The sequence below is a fragment of the Microbulbifer mixtoriginis (SeqCode) genome, assembly GCF_052467515.1.
Window position 1 is genome coordinate 3,057,815 of record NZ_CP174314.1, and the last position, 15,613, is coordinate 3,073,427.

General features: G+C 49.4%; 12 protein-coding genes and 1 riboswitch. Of the genes, 9 read left to right on the forward strand and 3 right to left on the reverse strand.

The window, feature by feature from the left end; translation table 11 throughout:
• Positions 1–152 precede the first annotated feature (152 nt).
• Positions 153–1,814 carry a SulP family inorganic anion transporter gene (locus ACJJIT_RS13170; RefSeq protein WP_444898680.1) on the forward strand — a complete coding sequence of 554 codons (1,662 nt, stop codon included), beginning with the start codon at positions 153–155 and terminating at the stop codon, positions 1,812–1,814.
• A gap of 219 nt (positions 1,815–2,033) precedes the next feature.
• Here ACJJIT_RS13170 and pdxH read toward each other — a convergent pair whose 3' ends face one another.
• Positions 2,034–2,672, reverse strand: coding sequence for a pyridoxamine 5'-phosphate oxidase (pdxH, locus tag ACJJIT_RS13175; protein ID WP_444888478.1), 639 nt, complete (start codon positions 2,670–2,672; stop codon positions 2,034–2,036).
• A 277-nt stretch (positions 2,673–2,949) separates the two neighbouring features.
• Between pdxH and ACJJIT_RS13180 the strand changes: the two genes are divergently transcribed.
• The 8 genes from ACJJIT_RS13180 (at position 2,950) to ACJJIT_RS13215 (ending at position 12,137) form a co-directional block, all read left to right on the forward strand.
• Positions 2,950–4,578: a 5-guanidino-2-oxopentanoate decarboxylase gene (locus ACJJIT_RS13180; protein WP_444898681.1), complete on the forward strand. Its 1,629-nt coding sequence runs from the start codon at positions 2,950–2,952 to the stop codon at positions 4,576–4,578.
• A 1-nt stretch (position 4,579) separates the two neighbouring features.
• Positions 4,580–6,013: an aldehyde dehydrogenase family protein gene (locus ACJJIT_RS13185; RefSeq protein WP_444898682.1), complete on the forward strand. Its 1,434-nt coding sequence runs from the start codon at positions 4,580–4,582 to the stop codon at positions 6,011–6,013.
• A 65-nt stretch (positions 6,014–6,078) separates the two neighbouring features.
• Positions 6,079–6,207: riboswitch (SAM-I-IV-variant riboswitch) on the forward strand.
• 58 nt (positions 6,208–6,265) lie between these two features.
• Positions 6,266–6,481: a hypothetical protein gene (locus tag ACJJIT_RS13190; RefSeq protein ID WP_152454298.1), complete on the forward strand. Its 216-nt coding sequence runs from the start codon at positions 6,266–6,268 to the stop codon at positions 6,479–6,481.
• A gap of 80 nt (positions 6,482–6,561) precedes the next feature.
• Complete coding sequence (locus ACJJIT_RS13195; RefSeq protein WP_444898683.1) at positions 6,562–7,761, forward strand: glycine C-acetyltransferase; 1,200 nt, start codon at positions 6,562–6,564, stop codon at positions 7,759–7,761.
• Between the two features lie 87 nt (positions 7,762–7,848).
• The gene (gene tdh, locus ACJJIT_RS13200; RefSeq protein WP_444885566.1) at positions 7,849–8,874 is read left to right on the forward strand and encodes an L-threonine 3-dehydrogenase; all 1,026 of its coding nucleotides are present in this window, start codon (positions 7,849–7,851) and stop codon (positions 8,872–8,874) included.
• A 157-nt stretch (positions 8,875–9,031) separates the two neighbouring features.
• Positions 9,032–9,850 carry an AraC family transcriptional regulator gene (locus tag ACJJIT_RS13205; protein ID WP_444898684.1) on the forward strand — a complete coding sequence of 273 codons (819 nt, stop codon included), beginning with the start codon at positions 9,032–9,034 and terminating at the stop codon, positions 9,848–9,850.
• A 118-nt stretch (positions 9,851–9,968) separates the two neighbouring features.
• The gene (locus ACJJIT_RS13210; RefSeq protein WP_444898685.1) at positions 9,969–10,586 is read left to right on the forward strand and encodes a LysE family translocator; all 618 of its coding nucleotides are present in this window, start codon (positions 9,969–9,971) and stop codon (positions 10,584–10,586) included.
• Positions 10,587–11,225: 639 nt separating this feature from the next.
• Complete coding sequence (locus tag ACJJIT_RS13215) at positions 11,226–12,137, forward strand: alpha/beta fold hydrolase (protein ID WP_444885569.1); 912 nt, start codon at positions 11,226–11,228, stop codon at positions 12,135–12,137.
• Between the two features lie 152 nt (positions 12,138–12,289).
• Here ACJJIT_RS13215 and ACJJIT_RS13220 read toward each other — a convergent pair whose 3' ends face one another.
• Positions 12,290–13,534: a cation:proton antiporter gene (locus tag ACJJIT_RS13220; RefSeq protein WP_444885570.1), complete on the reverse strand. Its 1,245-nt coding sequence runs from the start codon at positions 13,532–13,534 to the stop codon at positions 12,290–12,292.
• Between the two features lie 589 nt (positions 13,535–14,123).
• Positions 14,124–15,407, reverse strand: coding sequence for a hypothetical protein (locus ACJJIT_RS13225; protein ID WP_444898686.1), 1,284 nt, complete (start codon positions 15,405–15,407; stop codon positions 14,124–14,126).
• Between the last annotated feature and the right edge of the window lie 206 nt (positions 15,408–15,613).

A 15,613-nucleotide genomic window follows, 5' to 3' on the forward strand; every position in this document is an offset into this window, starting at 1 on the left:
CAAAAATAGCCAGAGAGTGCAAGCACACGAAAGGCAAGTGCTGAAAACCACACAAATAGACTGGCCGTAAAACAACCCTCCTTCTGGCAGTTCCACATAACTGCCATATCCTTAGAGTCATTCGAAATCCACGAAGAGGCGCGGCCTTGTTGATGGGTAGATTTGAGGGAGTGAACCTCAAAGGAGATCTCTTTGGTGGAGTCACCACAGCCGTGGTTTCGCTACCCATGGCACTGGCGTTTGGGGTTGCTTCCGGGGCAGGAGCCAGTGCAGGGCTGTGGGGGGCCATTCTGATCGGGCTATTTGCCTCCTTGTTTGGGGGTACCCGAACCTTAATCTCTGAGCCTACCGGTGCCATGACAGTAGTAATGGCTGCGGTGATCACCACCATGATGGCAGAGCACCCAGACCAGGGACTGGCAATGGCCTTTACCGTGGTCATCATGGCGGGCATTTTTCAAATTGCTTTGGGGGCGTTAAAGCTCGGCAAATATATTGTCTTGATGCCCTACAGCGTGGTCTCAGGATTTATGTCCGGGGTGGGTATTATTCTGGTAATTTTGCAGATTGGTCCGTTACTCGGCCAACCCACGCCCGCTGGCGGGCCGATGGAAACCGTTCAGGAATTGCCGGAGCTAGTCAGAAATACCCACTATGGGGAACTCTTCCTCGGTTTACTCACCCTCGGAATGCTGTTTTTTTTACCAAAGAAACTCAAACAGCTGGTTCCCCCCCAACTGGTGGCACTAGTCGCCATTACCTTGCTTTCCATGGTGTTGTTCGACAACGAAGAGATCCGGCGTATCGGCGAAATTCCCAGCGGCTTGCCTTCCCTGATTTTGCCCGACATCACCTTTGATATGTTGTCCACCATGCTGATTGAGGCGTTGGTGCTCGGCACTCTGGGCTGTCTCGATACCCTGCTAACTGCAGTGATAGCGGACAGCCTGACGCGCAGGGAGCACAACCCCAGCCGGGAATTGATCGGCCAGGGCATCGCTAACACCGTATCCGGTTTGTTTGGCGGCCTGCCCGGCGCGGGTTCCACTATGGGGACCGTGGTGAATATTCAGGTAGGGGCACGTTCTCCTCTGGCCGGTATAGTGCGTGCGCTGATCCTACTGCTGGTGGTGCTCTGGTTTGCCCCCCTGACGCAACCAATTCCTATGGCGGTATTAGCCGGTATCGCGGTGTTCGTCGGCATTAATATTCTCGACTGGAGTTATATCCGACGCGTTCACCATCATCAGGTGGCAATATTCCCAACCTTTATTATGTACAGCGTTCTGTTGATGACCGTGTTTGTGGGCTTGATTTACGCCGTGGCCATTGGTGTTTTCCTTGTCAATATCATCACCATTGAGCGGCTCAGCCGTATTCAGGAAAAAAGTGTTAAAGCGATTTCCGGTATCGAGGAAGGCGACCCTCTCAATCGGCGGGAACGGGAGATGCTGCGGCAGTCAAAAGGACAGATCCTGTTTTTCTTTTTATCGGGCCCAATGTTGTTTGGGGTATCCAAGGCCATTACCCGACAGCAAGCCGCAGTGGGTAAATTTAAAGTCATCATTATGGATTTAAGTACAGTACCCATGATTGATACAACAGCGGCATTGGCACTGGAAAATACCATGCGTGATGCCATTAGTTTAGGCTGCAAAGTCTATCTGTACTGCCCCAATGAGCCAACACTGGACAGGTTGGAGAAATTACATATCCGGGATTGGATGGACGAGGATTGTTTTGTAGAAAGCCGGGTTGAGGCCCTCATCAAAGGCTTGGACTTTCTCAATCGCGAAGGCGAAAAAAAGGCCTGACCCGCCCTACTAATAAATGCAGTATTTATAGAATAAAACATCTATTTAACCTGCAGCCTTAAAATGACATTTTAATGGGTAAGCTTTTTTAATTTGGCAAATATTCATTACCCTTTTCTATTTTGCCTGAATGTAAAATGATAAAAATCAAAGCAAAAAGCGGAGTCATAACCCCGCTCAAATTTTCCACGCCACACTTTAGCTAAAATTCTGCAGCCATTAGGGAGACAAACGATCCAGCGTCCACAAACCGCTATCATCGGCGCGATAAATAAAGCGGTCGTGCAGGCGATTGGCACCACCCTGCCAAAATTCCACCGAGTGTGGCACTACCCGATAACCGCCCCAAAAATCTGGCAGCGGCACTTGTCCATCTGCAAAGCGCGCCTTTTCTTGGTCAAACTGTTTTTGCAGTTCCTCACGGGATGACAGTGGCTGGCTCTGGCGCGAGGCCCAGGAGGCCAGCTGGCTTTCCAATGGGCGGGACTGGAAATACTGCTCGGCATCCTCACGCGTCACCGACTCCACATTGCCGCTAACAATAACCTGGCGCTCCAGGCTGTGCCAGGGGAACAGCAGGGATACCTGCGGGTTCTTCTCCATATCATGCGCTTTTTTACTCTGCAGGTTTGTGTAAAAAACAAAGCCGCGCTCATCAAAACCTTTTAGTAATACAATGCGCTGGGAGGGCTGGCCGCTGCTATCGGCTGTGGCCAGACACATGGCACTAGGGTCAGAAAGTTTGGCCGCCAGAGCCTCCTCAAGCCATTCGCGAAACTGCTCCACCGGGGTGGCTTTTAACTCCGAACGGCGCAAACCGCCAAGCAGGTATTCACGACGCCATTGATCGATTTCCATGGTGCTACTTCCTAAGTTATTCAAGCTCAAAATATATCCAGCCAGCTGAAGCAAAGCGATTTTTATTCCAGCTACGCGACAAATCTTCTTGTATCGCAACTCCCTTTACACAAGGAATCTTGCGGCTCGGGCGCCAAGTTTCCTGTCGCGATACGGGACGAATCTCAATTTTCCTGCGTATTTCCCCTCGCAGGTGCAGACTCTGCGGGCGCTTGCGTGCTTTTTAGTGGGCCGCTAGGCTCACGGCATTTTTACACAAATAAGGAAAATGGTGGCTATGTCCTCTGCGCCCACATGCGCCCAGGTGCTCATGCGCCTGCTGCGCGACTACCAGGTGGAAAAAGTCTTCGGCATCCCCGGTGTCCACACCATCGAACTGTACCGAGGTCTGCCCGGCAGTGACCTGATGCATATCACTCCGCGCCACGAACAGGGTGCCGCCTTTATGGCGGATGGCTATGCCCGTGCCAGTGGCAAGATTGGTGTCTGCTTCCTGATCACCGGCCCCGGTCTCACCAACGCCGCCACCGCCATGGCGCAAGCCTATTCCGATTCGATTCCCATGCTGGTGATCTCCGCAATCAATCGCCGCGAAGACCTGGGCATGGGCCGCGGCCGCCTGCATGAACTGCCGCAACAAAGTGATGCCAGCCGCGGCTTCTGTATCTGGCAGCACACGCTCAGCCAGGCAGAGCAATTACCAGAGGTGATGTCACGGGCATTCCAGCTGCTGCAGTCCAGCCGCCCGGGGCCTGTGCATATCGAAATCCCCATCGACCTATTCCCGGCTCACATGCCCGGCCAACTGGAAGACTACAAAGCTGCACCAGCCGCTATGGCCCCGGCGGCAAATAGCGCTGCTATCGCCACGGCCGCCGAATGGCTGCAATCCGCCCAGCACCCGGTCATCCTCCTCGGCGGCGGTGCCCAGAGCGCCGGCGAAGCGGCTACCCAAATTGCTGAAAAAATTGCTGCCCCGGTATTTCTGTCTCTGGCCGCCAAAGGCGTTGTAGATGAACGCCATCCACTGTGTGGCGGTGCCAACCTGAGTTTCGATTGTGTACGCAACCGCGTGGAGAATGCGGATGTGGTGCTGGCCGTGGGCACCGAACTCTCTGAAACCGATCGCAACCTGGTGCGGGACGATTACGCCTTCTCCGGCAAACTGATTCGTATCGATATAGATGCTGCACAGCTGGTATGCAACGCCCAACCGGATCTGGCGATCTGTGCTGACGCCAAAGAGAGCCTGCAACAATTGGAAGCCGCCCTGATCCAACGCGATGCAACAGCAGGCGAACATTCTGAAAAAGAGGTTGCCCAGTTACTGAAAGACTGCCGCAAAGAATGGTGGGATGGTTCCGAACAACGCTTCCCCTGGGTTGAGGCCCTGCGCGAAGCCCTGCCGGAAAACGGTATCCTGGTGACAGACTCCACCCAGCTGGCCTATAACACTAACCACGCCCTGCCCCTATATCATCCGCGTAGCCATGTGACCTGTACTACCGGTTATGGCACCCTGGGCTTCGCCCTGCCTGCGGCAGTTGGCGCCAAGCTCTCTAGCGAGCGGGATGTGATCGCCCTGATCGGCGATGGCGGCTTGATGTTTACCCTGGGCGAATTGGCGGTGGCTGTTGAGCAACGTTTACCTCTGCCCATCCTGGTGTGGAATAACGCCGGCTACGGCGAAATCCGCGACTTTATGGATGCGGCGGAAGTGCCGCAGGAAGGTGTAAACCTGAGTACCCCGGATTTTGTTGCCCTGGCCAAGGCCTTTGGCGCCGAGGGCTGTCGTATCGACCAGCCCGGCCAATTGGCGCAAGCAGTAGCCGATGCCCTGGGCCGCCAGACCCCAACCCTGATCGAAATCAGCGCGCCTTCAGGCGCAGAACAAATGGAAGCGTGACATGACAGATCTCAGCAAACTGCCCACGGGCAAGCTGTTTATTAACGGCGAATGGCGCGAGCCTCTGGGTACCGGGACTCACCCGGTGATCAACCCGGCCACCGAAGAATTCATCTGCCAAGTGGCCGAAGGCTCGGCCGAAGATGTGGATCTCGCCGTGGAAGCCGCGCGCCAAGCCTTCCACAGCTGGCGCAACAGCACCGCACAGATGCGCCGCGAACTGCTCAACGCCATTGCCGACGGTATGGAAAAACGCAAGGAAGATCTGGTTCAGGCCGTGTCCCAGACACTCGGCTGCCCCGAACATATCACCCGCTGGTTGCATGTGGATGGCCCTATCTATGCCATGCGCTACTACGCCGAGCGCACCGCAGAAATGGAAAAAACAGAGAAGGCCGGCCATTCCGTACTGTTCCGCGAGCCCGTGGGCGTGTGCGGTTTTATCACTCCCTGGAACTACCCACTGCACCAGTTTGTGGGCAAAGTGGCCCCGGCCCTGGCCGCCGGCTGCACCATGATCACCAAACCCGCCGAGATCACGCCGCTGCAGGATTTTGTGATGGCGGAAATTATTGAAGAGGCCGGTGTCCCCGCCGGCGTCTTCAACCTGGTACCTGGTGCCGGCTCCGAAGTGGGTGCGGCGCTCTCTGCCCATCCCGGTATCGATATGGTCTCCTTCACCGGTTCCACTCGCGCCGGTGTGGAAGTGGCCAAGGCCGCTGCGCCCACGGTGAAGCGCGTAACCCAGGAATTAGGTGGTAAGTCCCCTCTGATTATCACCCCCGATGCAGATCTGGAAGCCGCCGTGCGTTGGGGCTGTGAAGATGTGTTTATCAACAGTGGCCAGACCTGTACCGCCCTCACCCGTATGCTGGTACCTGCCGAACGCTATGACGAAGCGGTAGAAATCGCCCGCCAGGTGGCCGAAGACATCGCCATGGGCACCAATGAAAATGCCTTTATGGGCCCACTCTCTTCCGCGCGCCAGCGCGAGATAGTGCGCGGCTATATCCAGAAGGGTATCGACGAGGGTGCACGCCTGGTCACTGGCGGCGCTGAGGTGCCCACCGGGCTGGAGAAGGGCTTTTATGTGAAGCCCACGGTATTTGCCGATGTTCACAACGATATGAGCATCGCCCGCGAAGAGATCTTTGGCCCTGTGACCTGCCTGATCCCTTACAAGGATATGGATGAGGCTATTACCATCGCCAATGACACCGAATACGGCCTATCCAGCGGTGTTTGGGCAAAAGATGCAGAGAGCGCCATGCCTCTGGTGCGCCGCATCGAGGCAGGCCTATGTTTCGTCAATGGCGGCGAGTTTAATTACGACGCACCCTTTGGCGGCTACAAGCGCTCTGGCAACGGGCGCGAATTTGGCGAGGCCGGCCTCGGCGAGTTTATCGAACTGAAATCCGTGCAACTGCCGGCATAAACTTCTGCACCGCCTGCAATCGTGGGCGGTGCAGTTGACTGCCAATCCCCTCCCCGCTATCTTTGCTCGCACATCACGAGAGTGGCTGACGCCAACGCCAACCTGCCGACCGGGGCAAGGTGGTTCTCTCTCTGCTGGCACACCAAAGCCTGCGGGGAGGATGGGGCTCTACAAGAGCAATCCAACCGGATTAGCGAATACCCTTTCGCCGCTTCCACGTCAGCCCTCCAAAGTTTTACCCTTGGAGGGACCATGTCCGAATCACCGTTATCCAGTAAAGACGTTATAGAAATTCAAATTGCCAACCAACGCAGCCGCACCGCGGTGAGAGCCGTGAGACGGGCCGATCGGCAATTGTTGTGGCAACTACTGTTCGACACCGCGGAAGAAGCTTTAAAATTCGCCACCAGCTGCCGTGCCAGTGAGCAGCCAATCACTGCCCACAAGGCCTGCGAGCTGGCGGGATAAACGAGAATCCAGTGGCGCCATTTTGATTCGCGCCAGATACCTAGTGCCACGAGCACCCGACAGGAGCTAAAAACAATATCATGTCCAAGCCAGAACAATTCTTTGAGCACCTGCGCAACGAGCTAAAACAAATCGAAGCCGACGGCCTCTATAAGCGGGAGCGGATCATTACCTCCCAGCAGGCCGCCGAGATACAGGTGAACAACGACACCCAGGTACTGAACTTCTGTGCCAATAACTACCTGGGCCTGGCCGATCACCCGGACCTGATCAAAGCCGCCAAAGAAGGCCTGGACCAGTACGGTTTCGGTATGGCCTCAGTGCGCTTTATCTGTGGTACCCAGGACATCCACAAGGCACTGGAATCGCGCCTGTCAGAATTCCTACACACCGAAGACACCATCCTCTACACCTCCTGTTTTGATGCCAATGGTGGCCTTTTCGAAACCCTGCTGGGTCCAGAGGATGCAATAATCTCCGATGCCCTGAACCACGCTTCAATTATTGACGGCGTTCGTCTGTGTAAGGCCAAGCGCTACCGCTACGCCAACAACAATATGGCGGAGTTGGAGAAACAGCTACAGGCAGCTGACGCCGAAGGCGCCAAAACCAAGCTGATCGCCACCGATGGTGTCTTCTCCATGGATGGTGTGATCGCCGACCTAAAAGCGATTTGCGATCTGGCTGACCGCTACAATGCCCTGGTGATGGTCGACGACTCCCACGCGGTAGGCTTCCTCGGTGAACACGGCCGCGGCACCCACGAATACTGTGATGTCATCAATCGTATCGATATTATTACTGGCACTCTGGGCAAGGCCCTGGGCGGTGCTTCCGGCGGTTTCACCTCTGGCCGCAAGGAAATTATCGATCTGCTGCGCCAGCGCTCTCGCCCCTACCTGTTCTCCAACTCAGTAGCCCCAGCTATTGTCACTGCCTCCCTGAAAGTGCTCGATATGCTAATGGAAGGTGGCGAACTGCGGGAGCAGTTACGCGAAAACTCTGCGTATTTCCGCAAGCGTATGTCCGAAGCTGGCTTCACCCTGGCCGGTGCCGAACATCCAATTATTCCGGTCATGATCGGCGATGCCGCTCTGGCTCAGAAAATGGCAGACAAGATGCTGGAGCGCGGCATTTATGTAGTGGGCTTCTTCTACCCTGTAGTACCTAAAGGCCAAGCCCGTATTCGCACCCAGATGTCTGCGGCACACACTCAAGAGCAACTCGATCAGTGCATTGATGCCTTCATTGAAGTGGGCCGCGAGCTGAAAATTATTTAATTCCCAAATAATCGCGGCGCTGTCTAACAACGGATCAATCCTATTGCCAGATGGTGCTGCGCCTTTCTTTTTGTAGTTTTAATGACAATGAAAGCACTTTCTAAACTGAAGTCCGAAGTGGGTATTTGGCTTACCGATGTGGAAATCCCCGAGCCAGGCCACAACGATCTGCTGATCAAAATTCACAAAACCGCCATCTGCGGCACCGACATGCATATTTATAACTGGGATGAGTGGTCGCAAAAAACCATCCCGGTTCCCATGGTAGTTGGGCACGAATATGTAGGTGAAGTGGTTGGTATGGGCCAGGAAGTTGCCGGTTTTGAAGTGGGCGACCGCGTTTCCGGCGAAGGCCATATCACCTGTGGCCACTGCCGCAACTGCCGCGCCGGCCGCCGCCACCTTTGCCGCAACACTTACGGTGTTGGTGTAGACCGCCAGGGCGCTTTTGCCGAATACCTGGTTATTCCGGCACTAAACGCTTTTAAAATTCCAGACAATATCTCTGATGAGCTGGCCTCCATTTTTGACCCCCTCGGTAACGCCGTACACACCGCCCTCTCTTTCGATCTGGTGGGCGAAGATGTATTGATCACCGGCGCCGGTCCTATCGGCATTATGGCCGCAGCAGTCGCCAAACATGTTGGCGCACGCCATGTGGTCATCACTGATATCAACGAATATCGCCTGGATCTGGCCCGCAAGATGGGGGCCACCCGTGCCGTGAATGTGTCCAAGGAAAACCTTAAAGATGTGATGACAGAATTGGGCATGAGCGAAGGCTTCGATGTGGGCTTGGAAATGTCCGGGGTTCCCGTTGCCTTCCGCGATATGCTCGAGGCAATGAACCACGGTGGCAAGATCGCCATGCTCGGTATTCCCGCCGGCGAAATGGCTATTGACTGGAGCCAGGTCATCTTCAAAGGTTTGATCATAAAAGGGATCTACGGCCGCGAAATGTTCGAAACCTGGTACAAGATGGCCAGCCTGATTCAATCCGGTCTGGACCTGACCCCGATTATTACCCACCAGTTCCCAATCGACGATTTCCAGAAAGGCTTCGACACCATGGGCTCTGGTGAGTCCGGCAAAGTGATCCTCAACTGGCAATAACTATTGCTCTTGGCCGTGGATAACTCCACGGCCTTACCTCCCGCTTTCCCCTCTACTAATAGATTTTTTGCCCAGCTCTTCCTCTTTTTGTATCTTGTAATGCTCGCAGCTGAAACAGCTGTATTGATAAATAAGATCTGATGAATTAGACCTATAGATGCAAAAGGAATTTTTGGCGATTTGGCGTAGCCCAAAACACAGTGGCATAGAACTATTTCATGCACACTTTCGCAGTTTTGCCTTTAATAAACATTGGCACGATGAATTAGCCATTGGCATTATCCAGGCAGGCGCGGAGAAATTAGATTATCGCGGGCAAAGTAATATCATCCCCCAGGGGAACATTGTCGCCATTAACCCCGGTGAAATACATACAGGTTACAGCGGTAGCGAGCAAGGCTGGCATTACCGGATGTTTTATTTTGATACAAAGCTGGTTACACAAATATTGCGGCAACATAGTAGCCCTGGTAAAACCCCGATGCCTTTCCTTAAGGGCCCTATTATTCATGATCCTGAACTTTTCAAGCTACTCTTTCAACTTCACTGCAGCCTGAATGGTACTCACTTACCGCTTGCCGTAGATAGCCTTTTAACGTTGGCGCTTACCAAGCTATTCGCCAATCATGGCGACCAGAACCTCAGCCCTCGAAATACAAAAGATATCTCAGCCGCAATAAAAATCCGCAACTATTTGTGTGATCACTGGCAATACAACGTAACCCTTGAGCAACTATGTCAGCTCACGGAAATGAGCCAATACCAATTAATCCGCTGCTTTAGCAAGCACTATGGTATAGCTCCCCATCAATTTTTGGTTCTTTACAAAATTCATCAGGCCCGCCTTTTGCTACAGCAAGGGCTAAATGCTGCCACAGCAGCAACCGAGTGTGGTTTCTTTGATCAAAGCCATATGAGTAGAAACTTCAAGAAGACTTTTGGTATTACGCCTGGGCGTTATCTAAAATCGATATAGCGCAATTTTATACAAGATAGTAATAGCTCCTCTCTATAGACTCATCCCTCACCGCCAGTAAAGCTGTTTCCACAACCCTCAACTGGTAACTTCTGAATGTTTGGCATAGGTACGTCTTATGAGTATGAAATTTGTTCTCGCGTGGATGGCTGTTATGTTTCCACTTATCTTTAGCCCTGGTCCTGCCAATATCACCTTCGCTGCAGCCGGCGCAAGCTTGGGTATCCGCAGGTCACTGCCACTAATGGCCGGAATAGATTTTATTTTTATTGTGAAAGGGTTCTTAGTTGGCTTTGGCTTAATGACTTGGTTAACCAGCTACCCTTTTGCCTTAAGAGCACTTCAAGTTGGCGGTGTAATCTATCTAATCTATCTCGCTTATCATTTCGCCAAACCTAAGTCGCCACTGAGCCAGGGAGAAGCGCCGAAGATTTCAATATGGAATGGAATGTTGATTCAAATTCTAAACGTTAAAGGCTGGATTATAACATTTACCATGTTTTCTATCTTTGCGCCTAACCTTCAGTACGAACCCACCACAACCATCCTATTACTAATCGCACTAATGACTATCCTTAATCTATCAACACACCTCTGCTGGATTGTATTCGGAAGTGCACTCGCAAAATTCGCCACTAATGATAGAAACCAAAGAGTACAGGGAATGCTATTTTCTTTGAGCTTGCTCTCAGTGGCGTTATGGATAGCATTAGACAATCCAATTATGTTGATCTAAAGAAGAGTGATTGGCAATTAAATGCTTTAGACACGAAAAACAACACTGGCTGGCAATGGTAACCTAGCAATATGCTCATAGCATATCTAGGGAGCCTCTGAATAATTCCGTAATACCTCTGCGGGTCTTGAAGGCTGTAGATGTTAGGCGCAGCTAGCCGCGAATGGCCGTAGCCCTTTGCAAGAGCTGCAACGCAGCAGATGCGGCCTTCAAGGCCCGCCCTTCGGGGCTTGCAGAGCGATTCACACTCCGCGTTGCGACTTCTTGAAAGGTCTAGACATTCCTGCGAAGCCGCGCCTTGATTGTGAACCGCTCTGCAAGCCAGAGGCATCACGGAGTTATTCAGAGGCTCCCTAGTGAACCCGGCATCCTTTCTCTGCAAGTTAGCAGAAATCCAACATCTTCTCTTGAGGAAATATTATGTGCCAAAATAGGTCCATATCATACATTCCAATTTGATAGCCTTTACAGCCCTGTTAGTATTGAAGGATTATACAAACTTCAAACAACTAAATCGTTGACTCAAAATTTATAACCAATGTGGATATCAATCAAATGGGCTGATCAATGAATGATCAATATCCTACTGAGCAACATCGATTTTTCAGTTAAGTAATTATAACCACTACAACCAATACAATGAATTTAACTTCCATTACCCATACACTTTTCACTCTTGGAACTTTTGCTGAAAGAAAAATATCGGGCCTAAAGCTCAAAAAAATTGAAATTGAAGAGGGGGAAATTAGTTACTTGCAGGGTGGGTCGGGTACACCGCTCGTTCTCTTACATGGTTTCGGGGCTGACAAAGATAACTGGGTTCGCTTAGCCAGATATTTAACCCCACACTTTCAGATCATTGCACCCGATTTACCTGGATTTGGAGAGAGCTTTAAAGATCCAGACTTAAACTATGATGTCCTACCCCAAACTCAACGCCTGAACAGCTTTGTGAATGCAATGGGTTTAGAGCACTTTCACCTTGCAGGCAATTCAATGGGTGGATACATAGCTGGAAACTATGCTGTAGAGTTTCCAGAAAAGATAAATAGCTTATGGCTTTTAAACCCTCTTGGAGTGGAAAGTTCACCCAGCAGTCCAATGTTTGAGCAAATTTTACGCGATGAATTACCTGTTATTCTGTCCAAGAACAGAGAGGAGTATGAATCGCTATTAGATAATGTTTTCCACAAAAGACCTTTTATACCAGGCTTTGCAATATCAGAGCTATCAAAAATAGCTGAAAATAACTTTTCACTGTACCAAAAGATATTTAAAGATATTCATCAGATAAAAGATGGAAGTATCAAATTTTCATCTCCACTAGAGGGAAGATTAAAGGGGTTTTCCAAGCCTACTTTAATCACCTGGGGCGATAAGGATAGAATACTTCATCCTGGCGCAGGCACAATCTTATCAAGAGAAATTATTAACTCCCAACTACAGCTGATCAAAGACATTGGGCATTTACCAATGCTTGAGTCCCCAAAAACTACCGCCAACCAGTTTATCTCATTCAAATCATCCCTACCTGAAGCAGGCTCTTACTAAAAACCGCCTTAACGTAAATAGAAAAGCACAACAGGAAACGATAAACCTTAAATCACAACGCAATTAAGCAGAAATATCAATAACATCTCTCGAACTTTATTCCCAGATTACTCCTGCCCATAATCAAACAGAAAAAACCCAGTAGTTAAGCTTTAGATATCCAGCTTTCTTATTAAACGCCCGCTGGTAGTTCCTTGCACCAGCAAGGAAAAAAGTACTACACCAAAAACCATAGATTGGATAGTCCACCAGTAGGGCAATTCAACGGGAAGGGAAAGTACCAGGGCTACAGCAATCACTCCACGCAAGCCACCCCAACTCATCAGCAGTCGCCAAGACTTTGGAATTGGCGGACCCACGAAGCGCGTTAATGGTGCTACCAGCACCACCGACAGGGCCCGAGCGCCCAGTGCTGCGGCCGTGGCAATTAACATCGCCAACCATTGATGGGTAAACATTTCGAAAGTAATGACCAACCCCATTATCACAAAAATAATTGAAGTAAAGAGAAGCCCCAACCACTCCCAAGTGGTTTCTGCATCTACCAGATAGGTTTTCCTTTGTTTTCGCAAGCAGGCTCTAGCCACTATGGCACAGGTCATAACAGAAATAATACCAGATACATGCAAAATGCTTTCCGCAAGGTAAAAGCTACCAAAAGCCACAATCACTAGAGTCATTAATGCTGCACTTGGTGTTCGTAGGAACAAAATAACCAGTGTTGTCAGCAACCCCAAAATCAAGCCTACGGCAACGCCACCAAAGAATATCATGCAGAAATACAGCGTTACTGAACTAACACTCAGCGATGGAGCCTCAGCGCTTACTCCGGTCCCCTGTACAATTGAGTAAGTGGCCAACCCTAGGACCAGAGAATAAAGGACTACCGCTGCGGCATCATTAAATAAGCTTTCCCCTTCAACAAGAGAAAGTAAATCTTCCCCAGTTTTTTCTTGTCGCAACTTATTCACTACCGCTACAGGATCGGTAGCCGCCAGAATAGCACCAGTCAACAATGCCGCTATCCAGGGAAATCCCGCCGGATGGCCAATTCCATAATAAGTAATTGCTGCGATCAGGAAGGCACAAATGACTAACCCTAGAGTCGAAAATAATAGAATCGGACCAATCCAGCGCTTTAAAATCCTTGGCTCAAGCTGCCAAGCAGACTCAAAAATTAGAACGGGCAAAATCACAAAAAAAACCAATTCCCTTAAGCTGGTTGCCCTCAACCCTGTATCATAATCGATTACCGGTAACAGAAAAGCAGCCAATACACCAGCCAATAAGCATCCTAGTGTATTATCAATTCTTAATATCCGGGAAATACCCAAACCAATAATTGCTGCCACAGACAAATAGAGCCCTTGCCCTACAATGACAACCACATCATTCACAAGTTTACTCTCCAGTGGAATGTACTATCACCCATCTCCTCAGAAGGATACAACCTTGTGCCATCATCTGTATAAAGCACTATGAAATTAACTCTTTCCCGCCAGCTAATTAATAAACTCCTAAATAACCACAAGGCCTTAGCTACATATGATTTGATGACTTTGATCAATCTGTAAAAATTCCTAGCAATCACAATTTATTAGGGTCGATAACTCATCAAAAATGCCGATAAAGTTCATGACTAATATTCATCCAACCGAACCACATCACAAGGATCTCTCACCCTGCCGGACAACATTACTCAATAGAAAGTCAGCACTAGTACTGCTCAGAGGTTTGATGCTCCCCCGTTTAGAAAGTGAAATTTGGCCCCCAAAATCCGACCCGACAGTCATCCTCTTAGGGTTAGTATCTTGGGAATGCCGCTCGAGAAAAAATGGCTCTAAGTGCATGTTTGAGCCCTACATTGGTGGAAGTTGTCGTATAGAAAGGCTACACAATCAGTATTCAGTATAGGAGAAAGGGGGGAAATGAACGGCAATATATCAATTTAAAAATTGAACAAACAAGGATTCATCAGTTCAGACCTCATGAGGAACAAACAAGCTCTTGCAATAACTCCATATACTGATCAGCCATAGCTTTCGCACTATTTTTACTAATAAGTGGCTCACAATACCCAAAAACAAATACCCCATTTTGATTGGTAGTATAGGCAATCACCATCATAGGGTAGTGACCATGATTTTGAACAAGCATACCAGCAGCTATATCAAAATGTTTCAATTCACCACACAATCCTCTCATGCTGCCTAAATTTGAAACACAAATGCCCGCTGGAAATGACTCTCTTTTATGGGAGTATTCATTTGCAGCTTGCATGATATCTTTTAGCCTGCAACTAGACTCAAAAACCAAACCTTTCAACTCGCTGGGGTTAAATCTTTCATTCAAATTATTTTGTATTTCTATGGCCAAGTCCAAAACTCCCACACCAGAATTGTGCGGTGAAACTTCCAACGTTGTTATCGCTGTAAAGGCCCCGATAACATTTAAACCTATCTTTGGTTTACACAGACCACGTACATCCATTGGCAATACGATCTCTGTCCAGGGTCGATGATTGGCCAACTGTTGAGATGAAATAACTGCCAAAGCACTGTACAGCGCAGTAAAACCTACTTTTTTCTCTTTGATTAATAAGGCTAATTTTTCTACATCATCGAAACATAGAGTGCGCAGGATTGCTCTACTTTGACGCCTGGCCAAGTCTGCGGTTTGCTCGACCGGCCATGAAAGGTAGTCCTTACCTGGTAGAAGCAGATGATCACCACCACTGTACCCCGCTTCTTTGAGATATTCCTCTATAGGCTTATATAATGGCAGCGGCTCTAGCTCTAGATTTCCACCTTTATTCAAATATAAATCTAGATAAAAGAACAAGACCATTATTGATCTACCGTCAATAGCCGCATGATTTGCAACTATGGAAATCCATTCCACACACTGGTTATTACCAATGTAAAGAGTTATCATATAAGTATACTTTTCTATATCTATAATTTTTTTAGACTGCCTCATATACTCCAACTCAAAATTGAAACCATGATCAAGCATATAAATTTCTAAAGGGATTGAGCTAAAATCCACATTACAATGCCATTCGAAATTCGCCCCTAATTTAACCCTTGCTCTCAACATAGGATGTAAATGGTGCACCCAGGCCAGCCCGTCTTGCAAAGTCTTCACATTTAATGGTTGAAGTACCTTAATAAAGGAGACAATTTGAGTCCCCCCATGACACTCCCTGGCAAACTCGACCATCAAGGCCTCGACCGCACCTAACTCTCGTGAATATGGCTCTGATTGCATAGCTTCAATCCTGCACAGATGTAAATCACAAGTTAAGATGACTATTCAATTAGTATAGAAAAAATAAATAGATTACTTAATATCGACACACCCAAACGTATTTTCATTTAAAATCCTTTAAACAAAAAGAGACCGATATCCAAGGTGTAGTCAATATACCTGTAAACCCTTAAATTTATTCACCTACAATCAACAGCCTATCTAAC